Source organism: Salinicoccus sp. ID82-1 (assembly GCF_021991715.1).
GTDB lineage: Bacteria > Bacillota > Bacilli > Staphylococcales > Salinicoccaceae > Salinicoccus > Salinicoccus cyprini.
Genome location: NZ_JAGFLY010000003.1, coordinates 149,136 through 166,753 on the forward strand (window position 1 = coordinate 149,136; position 17,618 = coordinate 166,753).

At 52.1% G+C, this 17,618-nt stretch carries 13 protein-coding genes and 1 other annotated feature; all 13 genes read right to left on the minus strand.

Annotation, left to right across the window (positions count from 1 at the left end; genetic code table 11):
• Positions 1-8: 8 nt before the first annotated feature.
• Complete coding sequence (locus J4760_RS08530) at positions 9-1,118, minus strand: DUF418 domain-containing protein (RefSeq protein ID WP_237605442.1); 1,110 nt, start codon at positions 1,116-1,118, stop codon at positions 9-11.
• A complete protein-coding gene (gene addA / locus J4760_RS08535; protein ID WP_237605443.1) occupies positions 1,108-4,551 on the minus strand; it encodes a helicase-exonuclease AddAB subunit AddA in 3,444 nt (1,147 codons plus the stop codon). The genes J4760_RS08530 and addA overlap by 11 nt, the downstream gene beginning before the upstream one ends.
• A complete protein-coding gene (locus tag J4760_RS08540) occupies positions 4,532-8,041 on the minus strand; it encodes a PD-(D/E)XK nuclease family protein (RefSeq protein WP_237605444.1) in 3,510 nt (1,169 codons plus the stop codon). Before J4760_RS08540 ends, addA begins: the two co-directional genes overlap by 20 nt.
• Positions 8,042-8,084: 43 nt before the next feature.
• The gene (gene lepB, locus J4760_RS08545) at positions 8,085-8,618 is read right to left on the minus strand and encodes a signal peptidase I (protein WP_237605445.1); all 534 of its coding nucleotides are present in this window, start codon (positions 8,616-8,618) and stop codon (positions 8,085-8,087) included.
• A 12-nt stretch (positions 8,619-8,630) separates the two neighbouring features.
• Positions 8,631-9,242, minus strand: coding sequence for a TVP38/TMEM64 family protein (locus tag J4760_RS08550; RefSeq protein ID WP_145284160.1), 612 nt, complete (start codon positions 9,240-9,242; stop codon positions 8,631-8,633).
• Positions 9,243-9,312: 70 nt separating this feature from the next.
• Positions 9,313-10,635 carry a glucose-6-phosphate isomerase gene (locus J4760_RS08555; protein ID WP_145284157.1) on the minus strand — a complete coding sequence of 441 codons (1,323 nt, stop codon included), beginning with the start codon at positions 10,633-10,635 and terminating at the stop codon, positions 9,313-9,315.
• 71 nt (positions 10,636-10,706) lie between these two features.
• Entirely contained in the window at positions 10,707-11,504 is a 798-nt protein-coding gene (gene trpA, locus J4760_RS08560; RefSeq protein ID WP_145284155.1) for a tryptophan synthase subunit alpha, read from the minus strand.
• Entirely contained in the window at positions 11,501-12,706 is a 1,206-nt protein-coding gene (gene trpB, locus J4760_RS08565; RefSeq protein ID WP_145284152.1) for a tryptophan synthase subunit beta, read from the minus strand. The genes trpA and trpB overlap by 4 nt, the downstream gene beginning before the upstream one ends.
• Complete coding sequence (locus J4760_RS08570) at positions 12,678-13,313, minus strand: phosphoribosylanthranilate isomerase (RefSeq protein WP_145284150.1); 636 nt, start codon at positions 13,311-13,313, stop codon at positions 12,678-12,680. Before J4760_RS08570 ends, trpB begins: the two co-directional genes overlap by 29 nt.
• Entirely contained in the window at positions 13,314-14,078 is a 765-nt protein-coding gene (gene trpC / locus J4760_RS08575) for an indole-3-glycerol phosphate synthase TrpC (RefSeq protein ID WP_145284147.1), read from the minus strand.
• A gap of 1 nt (position 14,079) precedes the next feature.
• On the minus strand, positions 14,080-15,099 hold the full coding sequence (gene trpD, locus J4760_RS08580; RefSeq protein ID WP_237605558.1) for an anthranilate phosphoribosyltransferase: 1,020 nt from the start codon (positions 15,097-15,099) through the stop codon (positions 14,080-14,082).
• Positions 15,100-15,410: 311 nt separating this feature from the next.
• Positions 15,411-15,642 (minus strand) — a binding site (T-box leader).
• A 99-nt stretch (positions 15,643-15,741) separates the two neighbouring features.
• Entirely contained in the window at positions 15,742-16,932 is a 1,191-nt protein-coding gene (locus J4760_RS08585) for a MalY/PatB family protein (protein ID WP_237605446.1), read from the minus strand.
• Positions 16,933-17,013: 81 nt separating this feature from the next.
• Complete coding sequence (locus tag J4760_RS08590) at positions 17,014-17,613, minus strand: TetR/AcrR family transcriptional regulator (RefSeq protein ID WP_237605447.1); 600 nt, start codon at positions 17,611-17,613, stop codon at positions 17,014-17,016.
• Positions 17,614-17,618 lie beyond the last annotated feature (5 nt).

Genomic DNA, 17,618 nt, shown 5'->3' on the forward strand with positions numbered 1-17,618 from the left:
GACTATATCTATTTGTTGATTCCATTTTCAGAATTATTGGTGAATAAATTCTCCAGGCTGCTGATCTTGAACCGGTGCATGACCGTCGCCAGCACCATGAGGAAAATATAGACTACGAGTGCCATCCAGATCATGCCGGTGATTTCCAATTCTCCGTAGAGCCGCAGCCCGATACCGTAGAATATCAGCATGAAAATGACATTCGAGAGAATATAGAGTGTCAGTGCATATCTTCCCATACGTCCGAAAATCTCCAGAATGCGCGCCGGCACCATGACTGTCAGCTGGATCAGCAGTACAAAGTAGCCGAGCGCGAGCACCGGGCCACCGAAGTTCTCCGCCAGCAGCCGGCCGCTGTAGCTGCCGAGTGTCAGCACCTGGATGATCTTTATTGCCATGCCGCCGCCTGCCAGGATGATGAACAGCAATGTGCTGAGCAGCAGGTTTGATTTCGCGAACTTTGCGATGCCGATCTGGCCGAGGCTGATACCGATGAGCAGCCACGGCAGCACGGTGAACACGAGCCCATACAACGTGCTTGGTCCATTGGCTGAAAAGATTTCGATATTCAGGCTGATCATCGCAAAATAGTCGGTATTCGTAAATACACTTGTGTAGTTGTTGACGTCCTGCAGGGCGGTATAGATGATATCGCTCGGCGAACCGATGTCCGTAAACAGGCTGACCAGTACATTCGCCACCAGGTGGAACAGGAAAAGCGCCATGCCCGAGATGAATGTGACTGCAGATCCGGTTCGCAGGAAAAATAGGGCGACAAGCGTCATCAGTGCAAGACCCGGCAGAAAGTCGAATGCAAAAATGAAGAAGGTCTGGACGATGCCGAGTGCGAGTACGAAGGCTGTAATCTTGGCCAGGTTGCCGATGCCGTAATCCCTGAAAGCGTGGATGGTGTAGCCGATGGCGAGTGCCGCGAGCGGCACGATGGCGCCACCGATGAATATATCAAGAACCTGATAGCTGCTCAGGTTGCTGCCGCTCAAATATTCATATGGATTCAATGCATCAAAGGGCATCATGAAATGCAGGCCGTTCAGCAGCAGTACCCCTATCAGTATAATGCCGAGCAGCATGCTTGGACGTTGTCTATCATTTATCAAATCTGATCGCTCCATAGTCAAAGAAATATAGGTATACCGTAACATTTTTCTGCAGCGCCTGCATCAGCGACCGTCTGTAGATGTCCATCTGTGTGCTGTACCGTCCGATCAGGTCCGCCTCCGTCAGTCCGGTTTGGTGGACACGGTCCGTCTTGTAGTCGATGATGACGAAGTCATCCTCCATTTCAAGCAGGGCATCGACAATCCCCTGCACCATCTGAAGGTCGAAGTCTGAATAGCCGATGGCCTTCTGGTTCATGATGAACGGTATTTCGGTGTGGATCGAACGCTGCTGTTCAAGCAGACTGCACATCGTATCATCACTGAGGAAATGATGGATGTTTCGGATCATCTGTGCCTGGTGCTCAGGTGTGATCAGCGGATCATCCGAAGTATTCTCCAGAATCATCTGTTCAATGAATGCGTCCCGTGCTTCACCCGCGAGCTTGCGGAGGTCGTCATAACGGTTGAGCAGATGCATCATCATCTGGTGCATCATCGTTCCGAAGACCGGCGCATCGAGCGTATCGTTGCGGAAGTTCGGTGCCCTGAAATTCGGTGTCCGGTCATGCCGGATGATGGCACTATCGTCAGGCGGCGTCTCGTTCCGCCGTTTTATTTCTGTCACCGATTCCTTGTACACCGTCTCCGTCGCCTGCGTGTGCGGATAGCGGTAGAGGATCCGTTCCTTCAGCAGCTGGTTCCCGCCTATCTTCATCGCTTCAATGTCATCAAGTGACGTGTGCCGGATTGCCTGGGGCGCCGCTTCCACCTCTTCGATGTGATGGATTCGGAGCGCTTCCATCGGCGTATTGACGAGCACCGGTGAAAGCAGGTCCTGGATGCTGCGGATCGACAGGCGGTCATCGGCGTGGACCTTGCCGCCTTCATAAGTGAACTTTTCGGACATCCCGGCTTTGTAGACGAGCGGGATGATCAGCTGGTCGATGGCACGCGTCATCGCCACATAGACGAGGCGCATCTCCTCGCTGATCCGCTCCTGCTGGATCATCTGGCGCACCACCTGCTGATGGATGCTCGGCAGGATGACCTGGTTATCCGGCATGAAACGCTTGAAGGCGATGCCCGCATCCGGATGGATGGTCACCTTCTTCATCAGGTCCATCATGTTCAGCTGCCTATAGAGGCCGGCATAGATGACGTAGCTGAATTCGAGGCCCTTTGATGCATGGATCGTCATGACACGCAGCGTATCTGCATCATCGGACACGGTATTCTCCTCGCCGAAATCCTGTCCATCCTCGATCATGCGATGGATGTACGCAATGAATTCGTACAGCGACAGATGCGACATCTTCTCGAACTCCATGGCCTTTTCAATGAACCCGTTCAGATTGGCACGGCGGGTCAGCCCACCTTTCAGTCCGGCGAAATACTCCACAATATTGAGTTCCACATAGATCTCATCGATCAGCTCCGGCACACTCATGTATCTGGCATAGGACTGCAGTGTCCTATGCGCATCCATGAACTCGTCGATCTTCTTCATGACGAGCGCCGGTCCTTCGTACTGCACCAGTGCTTCATACATGTAGTCGCAGTCCGAGACTGCACGTATGTGCGCAATGTCGTTTTCGGTGAAGTTGAACATCGGCAGCCGCATCGTGCCGACGAGGTGGTCATCCTGAAGCGGATTATCGACGATGGATAGTATGCTGATCATCGTGCGGATTTCGAGTGTATCCAGATAGCCGGAACGGTTGTTGACGAACACCGGCAGCTCCGCTTCCGACAGCAGCTTGCGGTAGGCTTCGTTATCGCGCGTATTGCGGGTCAGAATGACGATGTCATTGTAGTCGGCACCCTTCTTTTTCAGCTGCTTGACGACTTGTGCAATATGCACGATTTCAGCATCATCTCCGCGGCTTTCGGCATCTTCGATGATGTGGACTTCCGACGGCAGCGGCGGGGCATCCAGATGGTTGCCCTGGACGAGGCGATGGGTTTCATCATATTTCACTTCCCCCACTTCCCTGTCCATGATGCGCTCAAATACCGCGTTGGTCAGATCGATCACTTCCCCACGGGAACGGAAATTGTGGTTCAGACTGATGAGTTTGCCGCTGTCCGGGGCACCGAAGCGTTCCGACTTCTCGATGAAAAGTGACGGATCGGCCTGTCTGAACTTGTAGATGGACTGCTTGACGTCACCCACCATGAACAGGTTGCCTGACGCTTCGTCGCCGGTTTTGAGCGACTGGATGATGGCTTCCTGGACCCGGTTGATGTCCTGATACTCATCAATCATGACTTCCTTGAAGCGGCTCTGGTACAGCTTTCTCACCGCACCATCCTGTGCATTCAGAATGGCCAGTGCATAATGCTCATAGTCTGAGAAGTCCATTTCATTCCGTGACAGCTTCTGGTTCTGGAAGCGGTCGATGACATCGGCAACGATCCGGATCAGCACATTGCTCGGTCCATTCATCGGTGCCATTTCATCGGCTACGCGCTCGAGCGTATAGGCGCGTGCATCCTTTATTTCCGTATAGCGCTTCTTCACCCGGTTCTGCAATGCGAGCAGCTGTGCTTTCTCGTCCGGATCCTCGATGTTTTTGATGAAGGCAGTACGTCCATCCTTGAGTGCAAATGGCGGCAGTTCGGCAAGCTCGCCATTGCGGTTCGCTTCGATCGACTGCATGACCTTCCGGGCAAGTGTCTCGAGTGCGTCAAAGGCATCGCGGACCTGGGCATCCTTGATCGTGCTGTGCGTCACGGTGTTGTAGTGGTGGCGCAGCAGATCGACGTCATTCATCAGAGCATCGAGCTTCAGCCTGATATTATGATCATGGGCATCAAGAATCGACTGGAGGTGCGCCGTGTTGTGGTACTGGTCGATATTGCGTTCCAGATAGCCGCGCGGATCGGGACTGGCCACTGCGGTATAGTAGAGGTCACGGACCGTGTTCAGCAGGCCGTCATTGCTCTTGTCGGTCGACAGCATCATGGCAAGTGTGTTGAAGTCCGGCTCCCCTTTCGAATAGTACGCTTCAAGCACATTAGAAATGACCTGATCGAGACGGATCTTCATTTCCACATCACCAAGCGTCCGCATGTCAGGCGACAGGCCGATGGTGTTGTAGTGCATCTGGGTCAGGTGCAGGCAGAAGCTGTGCAGCGTGGAGATATGCGCTTCCTTCAGCTTGAGCATTTCGTTGTAGATGTTCGGATCACGCTTTTCCTGGTAGGCGCCCCTGAGCGCCTTCTCGATCTTGTCCTTCATATCCCTGGCGCTCATATTGGTGAAGGTGGCGACGAACACCCCGTCGATGCCGTAGCGCCCGTCAAGCACCCGGCGGATGATCCGCTCGACCAGGACCGTCGTCTTGCCGCTGCCTGCTGCAGCGGCAACCAGAACGTCCGACCCTTCATATTCAATTGCTTCAAGCTGCCTATCTGTCCACTGGACCATCGATCGACACCTCACTTTCAAATAGACTCACTGCTTCATCATTCAACTCATTTTTCCGTACATCCTGACGGTTCATCAGGGCATCGATATGGCATGCAGATTTGAAATCGCACATTTCGCATGCGAGCCGCCTGTTGCCCGCATCCATCGCCATCGGCGAGGCGAGCACTTCGCCGCCATAGATTTCATCGGTCGCGTTCTGATACATGTCCATGATGCGGCCGGCGTAGTGGTCGAACAGTGCGGGACTGAAGTACTTGCCTTTCGTCCGTGCGTTGATCTTGCCGTTTTTCGACACGGATATCGGCAGGTAGTCGCCGTATTCCTTGAAATCTTCGAGACCGGACAGCATGCCGCCGATGCCGACGGAACTGTCGTCAAGCACCGTATCATAGGCCTCGCTTTCATTGATGAAGACGCCGTCCGGGCGCATGCGCTTTTTATGCTCGCGGGCCACATCCTCAGGTGCCGCTTCATCATCAAGAGAAAGGAGCGGATCCTTCACCGGGAAGAACAGCATGCTGTTCGGCATGATCTTCTCCTTGCCGAAATAGGCCGGCCCTTTTGTCATCAGCACATGCATGTAGGTCATCATCTGAAGCTCGAGACCGTTCAGCACGCCCTCGCGTGAAATGCTCCTCGCGCTCGACTTGTAGTCGATCAGGTTGACATAGGCGCCTTCTCCCGTTTCATACATGTCGACGCGGTCGATCTTCCCGCGCAGATGGATCTGATAGCCATCTTTGCTCGTCAGCGTCATCTCTTCCATCGGGCTGTCCTTGAAGCCGAAGGACAGTTCCACATCGGCAATCCTGTACTCTCCGAGATTCTCGATCTCCTTCATGAACAGAAGGAGCTTGATGATTGCATCCCTGGCACGTGATTTGAGTGACTGGTAGTATCCACTGTGCTCGAAGATGCCGAACTGGATCGCCTGCGAGAAGCGTTCGATGGACTCCGCCACCTGTGCCTCTATTCTGTCTTCATCATGGTCGAGTGTATAGTCGAGGCTCTTGACGACATCATACAGCACTTCGTGGTACAGGTTGCCGAGCTCAAGCGGTGCCACCTGGTACGGCTTTCTGACCCGGAGCTTTAGGCCATATCTGCTGAAGTGCTGGAATGGACACCTGAAAAAGGACTCGAAACGGGACACACTGGCGTTCATTTCCTCGGAATAGAGCGCTTCGGCCACTTCACGTGACAGGGTGCCGGCACGGTTGTCATAGGTGAGATTGCGCCTCATTCTCGGATATACATCGTGCCAGCGTTCCTTCATCAGTACATGGTAGGCTTCAACCCAGCCTCTGTATTCAGGCAGCCTGAGAAATTCCGCCGGGTCGCTGACAGGTGCTGTCATCATCTCGCGCACTTTCAGGTGCAGTGTGGGCTCCATACTTTCTATGGAGGTGATGAGACGGGTCGGATTGAAGCGGTCGTACTCGCTTGTGCGCCTGTACTCATAGTTCCGCACTCGTTCTGGTCCGGGCAGCATTTCATCGACGAAGGGACTGATCTTCGTCACTTCACCCGATGGCAGTGTGGCGGACCAGCTGAGATAGAGCCCTTCGGTGGCGCGCGTCACGCCGAGATAGAAGACGAAGCGTTCATCCTGGCTGAGTGTCCGGGAGTCCGGTGACAGCTCGATGTCCGCATTTTCGAACACCATCTTCTCCTCGTCCGAGATGAGGTCCGTATTGCGGCTCTCACGCGGCATGACATCGCGGTTCAGACCGATGATGAAGATGTATTTCTTATTTTCCACTTTGGACAGGTCGAGCGATCCAACCATGACTTGGTCGATGGTCGACGGCAGCAGGCTGAACTCCGCATTCTTCAGCCCATCGATGAATGTCTCATAGAAGATTGCGAATGACACCTGCTCGTCGTCAAAGACCGTATAGGCATCATCCAGCAGACGGATGAACATATTGTAGGCCTGCTCGGTCTCATCCCTCGTCTGTATTTCGTGACGCGCATCGAGTGTTTTCATCTCTTCTGCAAGCTTGTCCAGTATGTCCTCCTCGAGGACGAAGTTGTAGATGGCATTGATATAGTCGCGGACCGTCTGCTCTTCCCTGAATGCCTTGAAGAGGCGTTCAAGCTTGCCGAGGACCTGATTTTTAAACTGGATCAGCCCGGCATGGGCATCACTTCGATCCACCCGTCTCACGCCATACTCGGTCACTTCCATATGGTAGCGGAACTGGTCGTCATCGAACAGTGCAGCGCCGTTCAGCCCGCGTTCAAGCGCAAAGTTCTCAAGCTGGTCGATATGGTGCCTTTCCGAAGCCTCGCACAAGTAGCCCGTCTTCAGTACATTCATGAAGGCACCGAACTCATAGTTCCTCATGTAGCACTCGAGCAGGCTCATTATGAACTGGACGAATGGATGGGCACGCATCGGCACCTTCTTGTCGATATGGTAGGATATATTGTATCTTCTGAAGGCCGACTGGATGACCGGTTCATAGTTCGTGTCGCGGTAGAGTACGCCGATATCCGTATAGTATGCCTTGCCGTCGAATACGAGCGATTCGATCTCCCTGGCCACATCATTAACCTCCTCAAGGACATTCGGCGCCTCTGTGAAGATGACACCGTCGTAGTCATAGATCGGCTCCCCGAGATCGAAGTAGCGTTCGACCTGGATCAGGCCGCTTCTGCTGGAGCGTCTGAAATCCTCCCCGAAATGTTCGAAAGCCAGTTTGTCATCGCCGAGCAGATACCGCAGGCGCTCGATGACTGCATCAGTCTTTCTGAACAGCTGTTTGTTCGTTCCCTGGTGGGTCAAAAGCAGGTTGATGTCACGGACCCGGGTTTCAAGTGCCTGGATCAGCGCAAATTCGCTTTCCGTGAAGTTGTGGAAGCCATCGATATAGATGACAGCATCTTCAAGCGATCGGATCGGCGTATCCGAATACAGCAGATTGATGAACTGGTCGGTCAGGTTGATGTCCTCGATCTGGAGTTCCGTAATGCGCTTCTCCCAGCTGCGGTAGATGATCTCAAGATCATGCATCTTGTCCTGCACACGCCCCGCAGGAGCGTCCACCCGCTGGAAATCATCCGGTGATACACGGTAGGAGCGGAACTCGCTCAGCATATCGAGCACCTTGCCTGAAAATTTTATGTACTGCGCACTGTCGCGATAGAAATCGAACTCCGCCTTCATCTCATTCATCATCTTGTGGATCAGCATGATATGCCCACTCTCGGACAGTGCATCACGCGTGGAGTGGCCCGTTTCATTGAAAATATGCCACATCAGCCGGGCGAAGCTGAACACCGCTGTACGCAGGCTGCCGACGCCGGGATTCTCATCCGTCGGGTTGGTGATAATGTTCTCATACCTCAATGTGTTCTGCGTCGGGGTGATGATATAGATGCTTGAACCGAGCGGCGCCGCACTTGTGATGTCATTGATTTCCTCGAACATCTGCCGTGTCTTGCCGGTCCCGCTGATTCCCGTCCAGATATTGATTCCCATATTTTCCTCTCCTTATGCAAAAGACACCCCTCAGGGTGCCCTCCTATTCAAAATTCACTGCAATCCTGTTCAGCGGCCAGAATCTCAATTGTACTTCTCCGACAATCTGGGATTCGTCCACCGTACCGAAATCACGGCTGTCACGGCTTACAGGCCGATTATCCCCAAGCACGAGATACTTGTCCTCGGGGAGTGTCTCGCCGTCCACCCCGAGCTCCGGCAGCGTGAAATTATCCAGGTACGTATCTTCCGTATGCACAACATAATCCTCTTCGAGCGGTTCACCGTTCACATAGACCTGCTTGTCCTCCATCGTCACCGTATCCCCCGGCGTACCGATGATTCGTTTGACATAGGCCGGTCCCGCTTCCGAATGGAAGACGACGACATCCCCCGTCTCATACTCGCTGAAATGCTGCATGAATTTATTTACAACGACCCGATCCTCATCTTCAAAAGTCGGATCCATGCTCAGACCGTCCACAGTGTAGGAGACGAATAGAAACGACCGGATAACGATAATGAGTACGACAGCAACGATGATTGCGACAAGCCACTCACCAATTTCCTTCTTCACTCGACTTCACCTCTATTTCTCTAGTTTGCTGTTGATATATTTCTGGTACCACTTCGAGAAGAAATAGAGCAGTACCAGGAAAACAATTGAAATCGTCAACTGTAGCGGTGAAGTAAAAAATGATGTGATATCGTAACCGACAACTGACATCAGCAGAATCATGATCGCTTTTGCTACAATCAATATACATAAGTATACGCTTTTTCTAAGATTCGATAAAGCTGCGATGACATTGATGACTGAACTTGGAGTAAAGGGTATGGACAGCAGAATCAGCAGGAAGGCAAACCCCTTGTGATCGACAAATCTCAGCATACTGCTGAGCTTTTCGTGTTTAACAATGTATTTCTGAGCGGGCTTTCTGAGAAAGTATCTGACCGTCAGAAACACAAGGTAGCTTCCGAGGACGGTTGCCGAGTAGCTTGTCAGAAAGCCCAGAATGAGTCCGTACGAATTGAGATTGATGATTACAATCGCAAACAGTGGCAGAAAAGGCAGGAATGCCTCCGCCATCGCAAGCAGGAAACCGACAATGATGCCGATCGCTTCGACTTCCTCAAACAGTGATTCCAATCCTTCCTGAGTCGTAAATTTTTCAAGCAATGTCCGAAATTCCACACACATGACCTCACATATCTAATAAAGGCTATATTACAGTGTAATATAGCCTGACTATCCATCAATTATATAATTTTTAATTGAGCCTGTCATTCAATTGCTTTTTAAGATCTTCATAGCCTGATTTTCCAAGAAGTGCGAACATGTTCTGCTTGTATGCTTCAACACCCGGCTGATTGAACGGGTTGACGCCGAGCAGATATCCGCTCATCGCACATGCAAGCTCGAAGAAGTAGGCCATATAGCCGAATGTGTATGCATCAAGCTTCGGTACAGTGACGATCATGTTCGGTACACCACCATCCACATGGGCAAGAATGGTTCCGCGCATGGCCTGATGGTTCACCTCATCGACCGTCATCCCTTCAAGGTAGTTGAGACCATCGAGATCCTGTTCCTCCGCCTCGATCGTCACATCACTGAGCGGCGTCTCTACATTGATGACCGTCTCCATCAGCATGCGTCTGCCTTCCTGGATGTACTGGCCGAGTGAATGCAGATCCGTGGTGAAGTTGGCGCTGTGCGGCAGAATTCCCTTGTTGTCCTTGCCTTCACTCTCGCCGAAGAGCTGCTTCCACCACTCGCCGAAGTAGGACAGGCGTGCGTCATAGTTGATCAGCATCTCCACATCATAGCCTTTATTGTACAGGGCGTTGCGGACGACTGCATACTGGTACGCCGGATTGCTTTCGAGCGATGCTTCCTGGAGCTCGTCCATGGCAGCACGTGCACCTTCCATCATTGCTTCGATATCAATGCCGGATGCTGCGATCGGCAGCAGGCCGACAGCAGTCAGTACCGAGTATCTGCCACCGACATCATCCGGTACGACAAACATCTCATAGCCTTTTTCACGGGCCAGTGTGTTGAGCGCACCCTTTTCCTTGTCCGTCGTTACATAGATGCGTTCCGTCGGGTTGTCATACTTCTCTTCAAGCAGCTTCTTGAAGACACGGAATGCAATGGCAGGTTCCGTTGTTGTTCCGGATTTGCTGATGACATTGATTGAAAAGTCCTTGCCACCAAGGTAGTCCTTCAGTTCATTCATATAGTGGCTTGAGAGCTGATGTCCGGCAAATACGATCTCCGGTCCATCATGCCCGAATGCCGGTGTCAGCATTTCGACTGCGGCTTTCGCACCCAGATAGGATCCACCGATACCGATGACAACGAGCACATCGGAATCCGATTTGATCTTTTCAGCAGACTTCTGAATGCGGGAGAACTCTTCCTTGTCATAGTCTTCAGGAAGCTTCACCCAGCCCAGGTAGTCGCTGCCGGCACCTGTGCCCTCATGGATCATGTCATGCACACTTGATACAAACGGCGACAGGCCGGAGAGTTCCGCTTCGTTCATGAATGACGCTACATTGGAATAATCGAATTTGATATGTGTCATAGTATCCTCCAAATAAAGTTTTTTCCATCATATACAATTATATTGTATTTAAAACCGGGATACTATTTCAATCAATTTGACGCATTTATTGCAATATCTGCATTTTCCGGGATGAGCGCCTCTATTTCTTCGATATTATTCTCATGCATCAGCTCGACGATTCTGCTGCCGACGATGACGCCGTCGCAGTGTGAGCCGACCGCCTCCGCCTGTTCACGGCTGCCGATGCCGAAGCCGGCACAAACGGGTACATCGGTCATTTTCGAAATGCTTTCCAGATGATCGTACAGTGAGGCATCAAATCCTGCTCTTGCGCCTGTCGTCCCCCTGACCGTTACGGCATAGATGAACCCTTCGGCCCCTTCCATCACTTCCTTGATCCGTTCTTCCGAGCTACTCAGCGTAATGAAGCGGATCATGGTGATGTCATATCTTCGGAGCGGCACTTCGAATTCTCCGGATTCTTCAAGTGGCACATCCGGCATGATGACACCGGAGACACCGGCCTCATCGGACATCTCAGCAAACGTGTCCGCACCGAGTCGCAGTACCGGATTGGCATAGGTCATGAGCACCACCGGAATGGATATGTCATCTTTGATCCGGGCGAGTTCCTCGAGAATGCCTCTGAGCGTGACCCCTTCTGCCAGTGCGCGCTGGCCTGCCGCCTGGATGACCGGCCCATCCGCCACCGGATCGGAGAATGGGATGCCGAGCTCGATGACCGAAGCCCCTGCCGCTTCAAGCGACAGCATCTGATGCTTCAGGTTTTCAAGGCCGCCGTCTCCGGCCATGATGTAGGCGATGAATGCTTTCTTTCCTTCGTTTCCAAGTGATTCGAAAGTCTGCTCCATTTTCATTCTGCTCATAGTTCTCTTCCTTCCTCACGTGCTTTGACCTGGGCGACATCCTTATCGCCGCGGCCGGATAGGCAGATGACAAGGATTTCATCCGATGTCATTTCCGCTGCCACCTTCATGGCATGAGATACTGCGTGGGCGCTCTCAAGCGCCGGGATGATGCCTTCCGTGTGCGACAGCATCTTGAATGCCTCGAGCGCCTCTTCATCCGTCGCATGGGCGTATTCAGCCCGGCCGAGTGATTTCAGATGGCTGTGCTCCGGTCCGATGCCCGGATAGTCGAGCCCTGCGGATATGGAATATGCTTCCTGGACCTGTCCCGCTTCATCCTGCAGCAGATGCATCTTCGATCCGTGCAGTATGCCGACATGCCCTTCATTCAGTGATGCGGCGTGCTGGCCACTCTCGATGCCATGGCCGGATGCTTCCACACCTATGAGGCGGACATCCAGGTCGTCGATGAACGGATGGAACATGCCGATGGCGTTGCTGCCCCCGCCGATGCATGCAACGACTGCGTCCGGCAGCCGACCTTCCTTGTCCAGAACCTGCTCTTTCGTCTCCCTGCCGATGATGGACTGGAAGTCACGGACGATCTGCGGGAACGGATGCGGTCCCATGACCGAACCGAGAATGTAGTGCGTGTCCTCGACATTGGCCACCCAGTAGCGGAGTGCCTCATTGACGGCATCCTTCAGTGTTCCCCGTCCCTGGTCGACACTGACCACTCTGGCGCCGAGCAGCTCCATTCTGAAAACATTCAGCTCCTGGCGTTTCACATCCTCCTTGCCCATGAAGATGACACATTCAAGCTTGAGCAGTGCGCATACGGTTGCCGTTGCAACACCATGCTGACCGGCGCCGGTTTCCGCAACCACTTTCTTTTTGCCCATTTTTCTTGTAAGCAGCGCCTGGCCGATCGTATTGTTGATCTTGTGTGCACCCGTATGGTTCAGGTCCTCTCGCTTCAGGTAGATTTTTGCACCGCCCGCCTTTGCTGTCAGCTCTTCCGCAAAATAAAGCGGCGATTCACGGCCGACATAGTCCTTAAGATAGTGATTGAGTTCCTTCTGGAACACTTCATCATGCTGCGCTGCCTTATATTCCGCTTCCAGTTCCTTGATGGCGCCCATCAGCGTTTCAGGGACATATCTGCCGCCGAAATCTCCGTAATGGCCGCTCTCATTCGGCTGTGTATAAGTCTGTTCCATTTCCATCGACACCTTTCATCTGTTCCATCAGTTCATGGATTTTATTTTCATCTTTCATACCGTCGGTCTCCGCACCGCTCGAAATATCGACACCGGCTGGCCGGACCGAATCGTATGCTGCCCGGATATTGCTGCTGTTGATGCCGCCGGCCATGATCAGCCGACTCCTATCGAGTGCCGGATCATCCAGCGCCGACCAGTCGAAAGCGTGGCCGGTGCCCCCGCGGTACTTGCCGGGCGGACTGTCGATCAGTATATGATCCGCTTCATATCGGAACATCTCTTCAATGCGCATCTGTCCGACGGAAAAAGCTTTGATGACCGGAATATCGAGTGTTTTGACATAGTCTTCCGACTCATCCCCATGCAGCTGGACGTAGTCGAGCCCGACTGCCTGATGGACATGTTCCACTTCATCAGCAGGCGCATTGACGAACACCCCGACGGTTTTGACACGCCCTCTGACCGCATCCGCAATTGCGCGTGCCGCACCAATATCCACTTTTCGGCGGCTCGGCGCAAAGACGAAGCCGATCATGTCCACACCTGCATCCGCTGCCCATTCCGCCGCTTCGATCGACTGGATGCCACAGATTTTTATTTTCATCTACAGCGCCACCTTGAGGGATTCTATGACCTGTTCCGGATGTTCCGCACGCATCAGGGTTTCACCGACCAGCAGTGCACGTGCCCCGGCATCTTTCATGCGTCTCGCATCTTCCTCAATCCGGATGCCGCTTTCTGCAATAAAGATCGTATCGGCGTCACCGAATTCTTCGAGCAGCTGTTCGGTGTTGGCGATATCCACTTCGAATGTTTTCAGATCACGATTGTTGATGCCGATGATTTCAGGCTCCAGTTTGAGCGCCCGTTCCATCTCCGCCTTCGTATGCACTTCAACGATGCATTCCATGCCGTAGCTCGCGGCGTGGTCATAAAGCCGCTTCAGCGTCTCGTCATCCAAAGCTGCCACAATGAGCAGGATGATATCGGCACCATAGAGGTACGCGCGGTCGATCTGCCGTTCGTCTATGATGAAGTCCTTGTTCAGTACAGGCACATCGACTGCACATTTTACAGCTTCAAGATCTCTGAGCGATCCTTTGAAGTAGTTGCGATCGGTCAGGACCGAGATTACATCAACACCGCCCTTTACGTATTTCTCGGCCTGCGCTTTCGGATCGATATCAATGTTGATGTCGCCTTTAGACGGTGATGCCCGTTTCACCTCGCCGATGACCGACATCGTATCGGCATTTTCAAGACGTTTCTTGAAAGATGCCGGTCTGCGGCTTTTTATGATCTCCTGTGTGCCCATCGCTTCTATCTCAATACGTTTATAAGAAATGATTTCTTCCAGTATCGCTGCCATTCTACATCCCGCCTTTTTGTGTATAGTTGATCAGATGATCCAGCTTGGACAGTGCCCTGCCTGAATCGATGCTTTCTCTTGCCATTTCAATGCCTTCTCTGATCGTTTCAGCCTTACCGGCGCTGAAAAGACCGATTCCCGCATTGAGAAGAACGGTATCCCGTTGGGCGGGTGTTGCTTCGCCGGAGAGTACATTGGTAAGTATTGCTGCATTTTCCCGGCTGTCCCCGCCTGTAATGTCTTCCAACGTGTATGTCGGAAGACCGACTGATTCCGGTGTGAATGTCACGTTCGTTATGACACCGTCATCGAGCAGTGTCATATGGTTCTCACCGAGCAGTGATGCCTCATCCATCGAGCCGGCACCGTTGATCACGACCGCCCGTTTCCTTCCGAGCCGTTTCAGTACGTGTGCCATCATTTCGACCTTGTCTTTCTTATATACCCCAAGAAACTGGTAATCAAGTTTTACAGGATTGATCAGCGGTCCGATCAGATTGAATATGGTCGGTACTTTAAGATCGTTCCTCACTTTCATCACCTGCTTGATCTTCGGATGGGCATGGGGGGCAAACAGGAACGCGATGCCATTCGTATCCAGCAGCACGTCGATATCCTCGGTATCGAATGCCAGTGACACACCGACCTCGGATAGAACGTCCGAGCTGCCGGTCCGGCTGGTCACGCTGCGGTTGCCGTGCTTGGCCACTTTTATGCCTGCACCTGCCAGAACGAAAGCCGATGTTGTCGAGATGTTGAAGCTGTTGGAGCCATCACCGCCGGTCCCGCAGTTGTCCATGACTCCTTCAAGGTGCCGATGGATCGGCATGGCGTGTGTGCGGAGCACTTCCACAAGTGCTGCAATCTCCTCAACCGTCTCTCCCTTGGCTTTCAGACCCATGAGAAACGCTGCAACTTCGCTGTCGGTCACTTCGACTTCCAGAAGTATCGATACCGCTTCATGCATTTCATCAAAGGTCAGATCAATACGTTCGGATAGTTTTGCCAGATATGGTTTCATGCTTCCTGTCACTACTGCTTCCACTGCTTCTGATTTCATCTTTTCTACCTCCCAGAATATAAAAAATCCCCATAGACCCATGGTCTATGGAGGACGATTTCACCGCGGTGCCACCTCGTATTGAGCGCACTGCGCTCCAGCTTCATATCGCGTAACGTGCGAAGGACGGGCGCATTCTTATCAGGCCCATTCATAGGACATGCATGCATCGGTTCCAAGCAATCCCGACTCTCTGTGCCATGCAGTGTGCTACTACTTGTTCTGATATGCGCTGTTTTCTTTTTGAATGCAAAAAGGCTCCCCTGTCTCTTAAAAAGGACGGGGAGCCGTGGTGCCACCTTTATTGACCGGATTATATCCGATCCACTCAAGATACGGATGCACTGCATCAGTATCAGCCATGTAACGTTGGGTAGACGCCAGTACCTTAGGGGCGACTGGTTATACAGAAGTCCATTCACAAGATCATTGCACCGGTTCGCACCATCCACCGGCTCTCTTTGGCATTGAGAAATTGCTACTTCTCTTCTTCAATCATTATATATTTTCTTGATTGGATATCATACTAATACATGTCGGAGACAATTACAACCCCAAAGTTTAAAAAAGAGCTTTTTATTTCAGAATTATTCGTCTTTTATTCTAGTGCAGATCACTAAATGCCTTTTTGATGCGGTTCATCGCCTCTTCAAGGACAGAGCGTGGGGACGGCACACAGATCCTCTGGTAGTCGTTGCCTTCAGGTCCGAACATCCTGCCATCCTCAAGGAGCACATTCGCTTCATTGTAGATGCGGTCATGGACCTCGCGCTCGGAAATACCGTAGCCGCTGAAATCCATCCACAGGACATACGTGCCCGCCGGCCGACGGACTTTGACCTTCGGCATCTCACGCGTGAGGAAATCGATGACGAAGTCGATGTTGCCATCAATATACTCCCGCACCTGCCTGAGCCACTCATCCCCTTCATTATACGCTGCAATCAGTGCTGCAACGGTGAACGGGCTCGGCAGGCTCATGCCCTGCTCCTCCTGGAACTTCGTCCTGAGTGCTTCATCCGGAATGACGACGTTCGTACAGTGTAGTCCCGCCAGGTTGAAGGTCTTGTTGATGGCGGTCAGTGTCACGATATGATCTGTATGGACGGTGGTTTTGATGATCGGCGTGAACGACTCACCGATGCGGATCAGGTCGCCGTGAATCTCATCAGCGATGATGATGACATCATTTTCACGGCAGATTTCCGCCAGGCGGCCCAGTTCATCCGGACGGATGATATTGCCGGTCGGATTGTGCGGGTTGCACATGATGAACATGGATGTATCCTCTTCTTTGGCCAGTGCTTCAAACCCCTCGAAGTCGATGCTGTACCGGCCATCCTCGCCGCGTATCATTGCATTATTTTTTACCACACGGTCATTATTCTCAATTGCTGAAGTGAACGGCGGGTATACCGGGCGCTGGATGATGACGCCATCACCCTTCTCGGAGTAGGCCTTGACCGCTACATTCAGTGAATGGACGGTTCCAGGTGCATAGATGATCTCCTGCTTTTCGATCTGCCAGTCATATTTATCGGAAAACCATTTCTGTATGGATCCATAGTAGGCATCCGGGGCGATCGTATAGCCGAATATCTGGTGATCGACCGTCCTTCTGAGTGCTTCGACGATCGGTTCGGCCACCTGGAAATCCATATCGGCAGTGAACAGGGGAATCGTGTCCTCATCGTAGCGTTCCGTCAGTCCGAACTCCTTGATCATCTCACCGCCATCCCATTTCATGGCGTAGGTATTTCTTCTGTTGATCGGTGTATCGAAATCGTATTTCAATCTGATCGCTCCTTCCAGTATTCGCATATGATGCAATTGTAAACAGAAAAGATGCGTATATAAAATAATTGAACCCGGGTGCTAGCTACCGGTCTTCCGGTCGTTCATCATACTGCTCATGATATTCATCGTTCCGCCATGCGACACCCTTTCGTAGAGTTCACTCAAGGTTTCTTCTGAAATATTCCTGTCATTTTCCACCCATAGCTGGTACATGTTGATCATTCCAAGAATATGATATTCGATGACATACTCATATTCCTTGAGTTCACGGATACCAAGTTCCAAAGCAAAGTGCATCATGACCTTCCTCACCCTGGCCTTCAATTCATGACCGAAACTTGGATCGCCACCAGGACCGAGCATGATAGCAATGCGATCCCCATGCGTCCTGATATATTCGGACACACGCTTTGCCGGGTCCACGATCTTTCCGTTATTCTCCTGTATTTCCTTCAGCGGATCGATGATCTGCTCCACCGTCGGCATCAGAGCTGCCTTCTGTACTTCCAGCACCTCATATACATCCGAGAAATATGTATAGAATGTCCCCCTGCTGTAGCCGGCAAGATCGGTGATTTCCCGGATCGTAATCTTTTCTATCGGCTTCTCGATATAAAGCGACCAGAACGCCTCCAGCAGATCATGCCTTGTCTCTGCTTTCCGACTTGATTTTGACATATTTA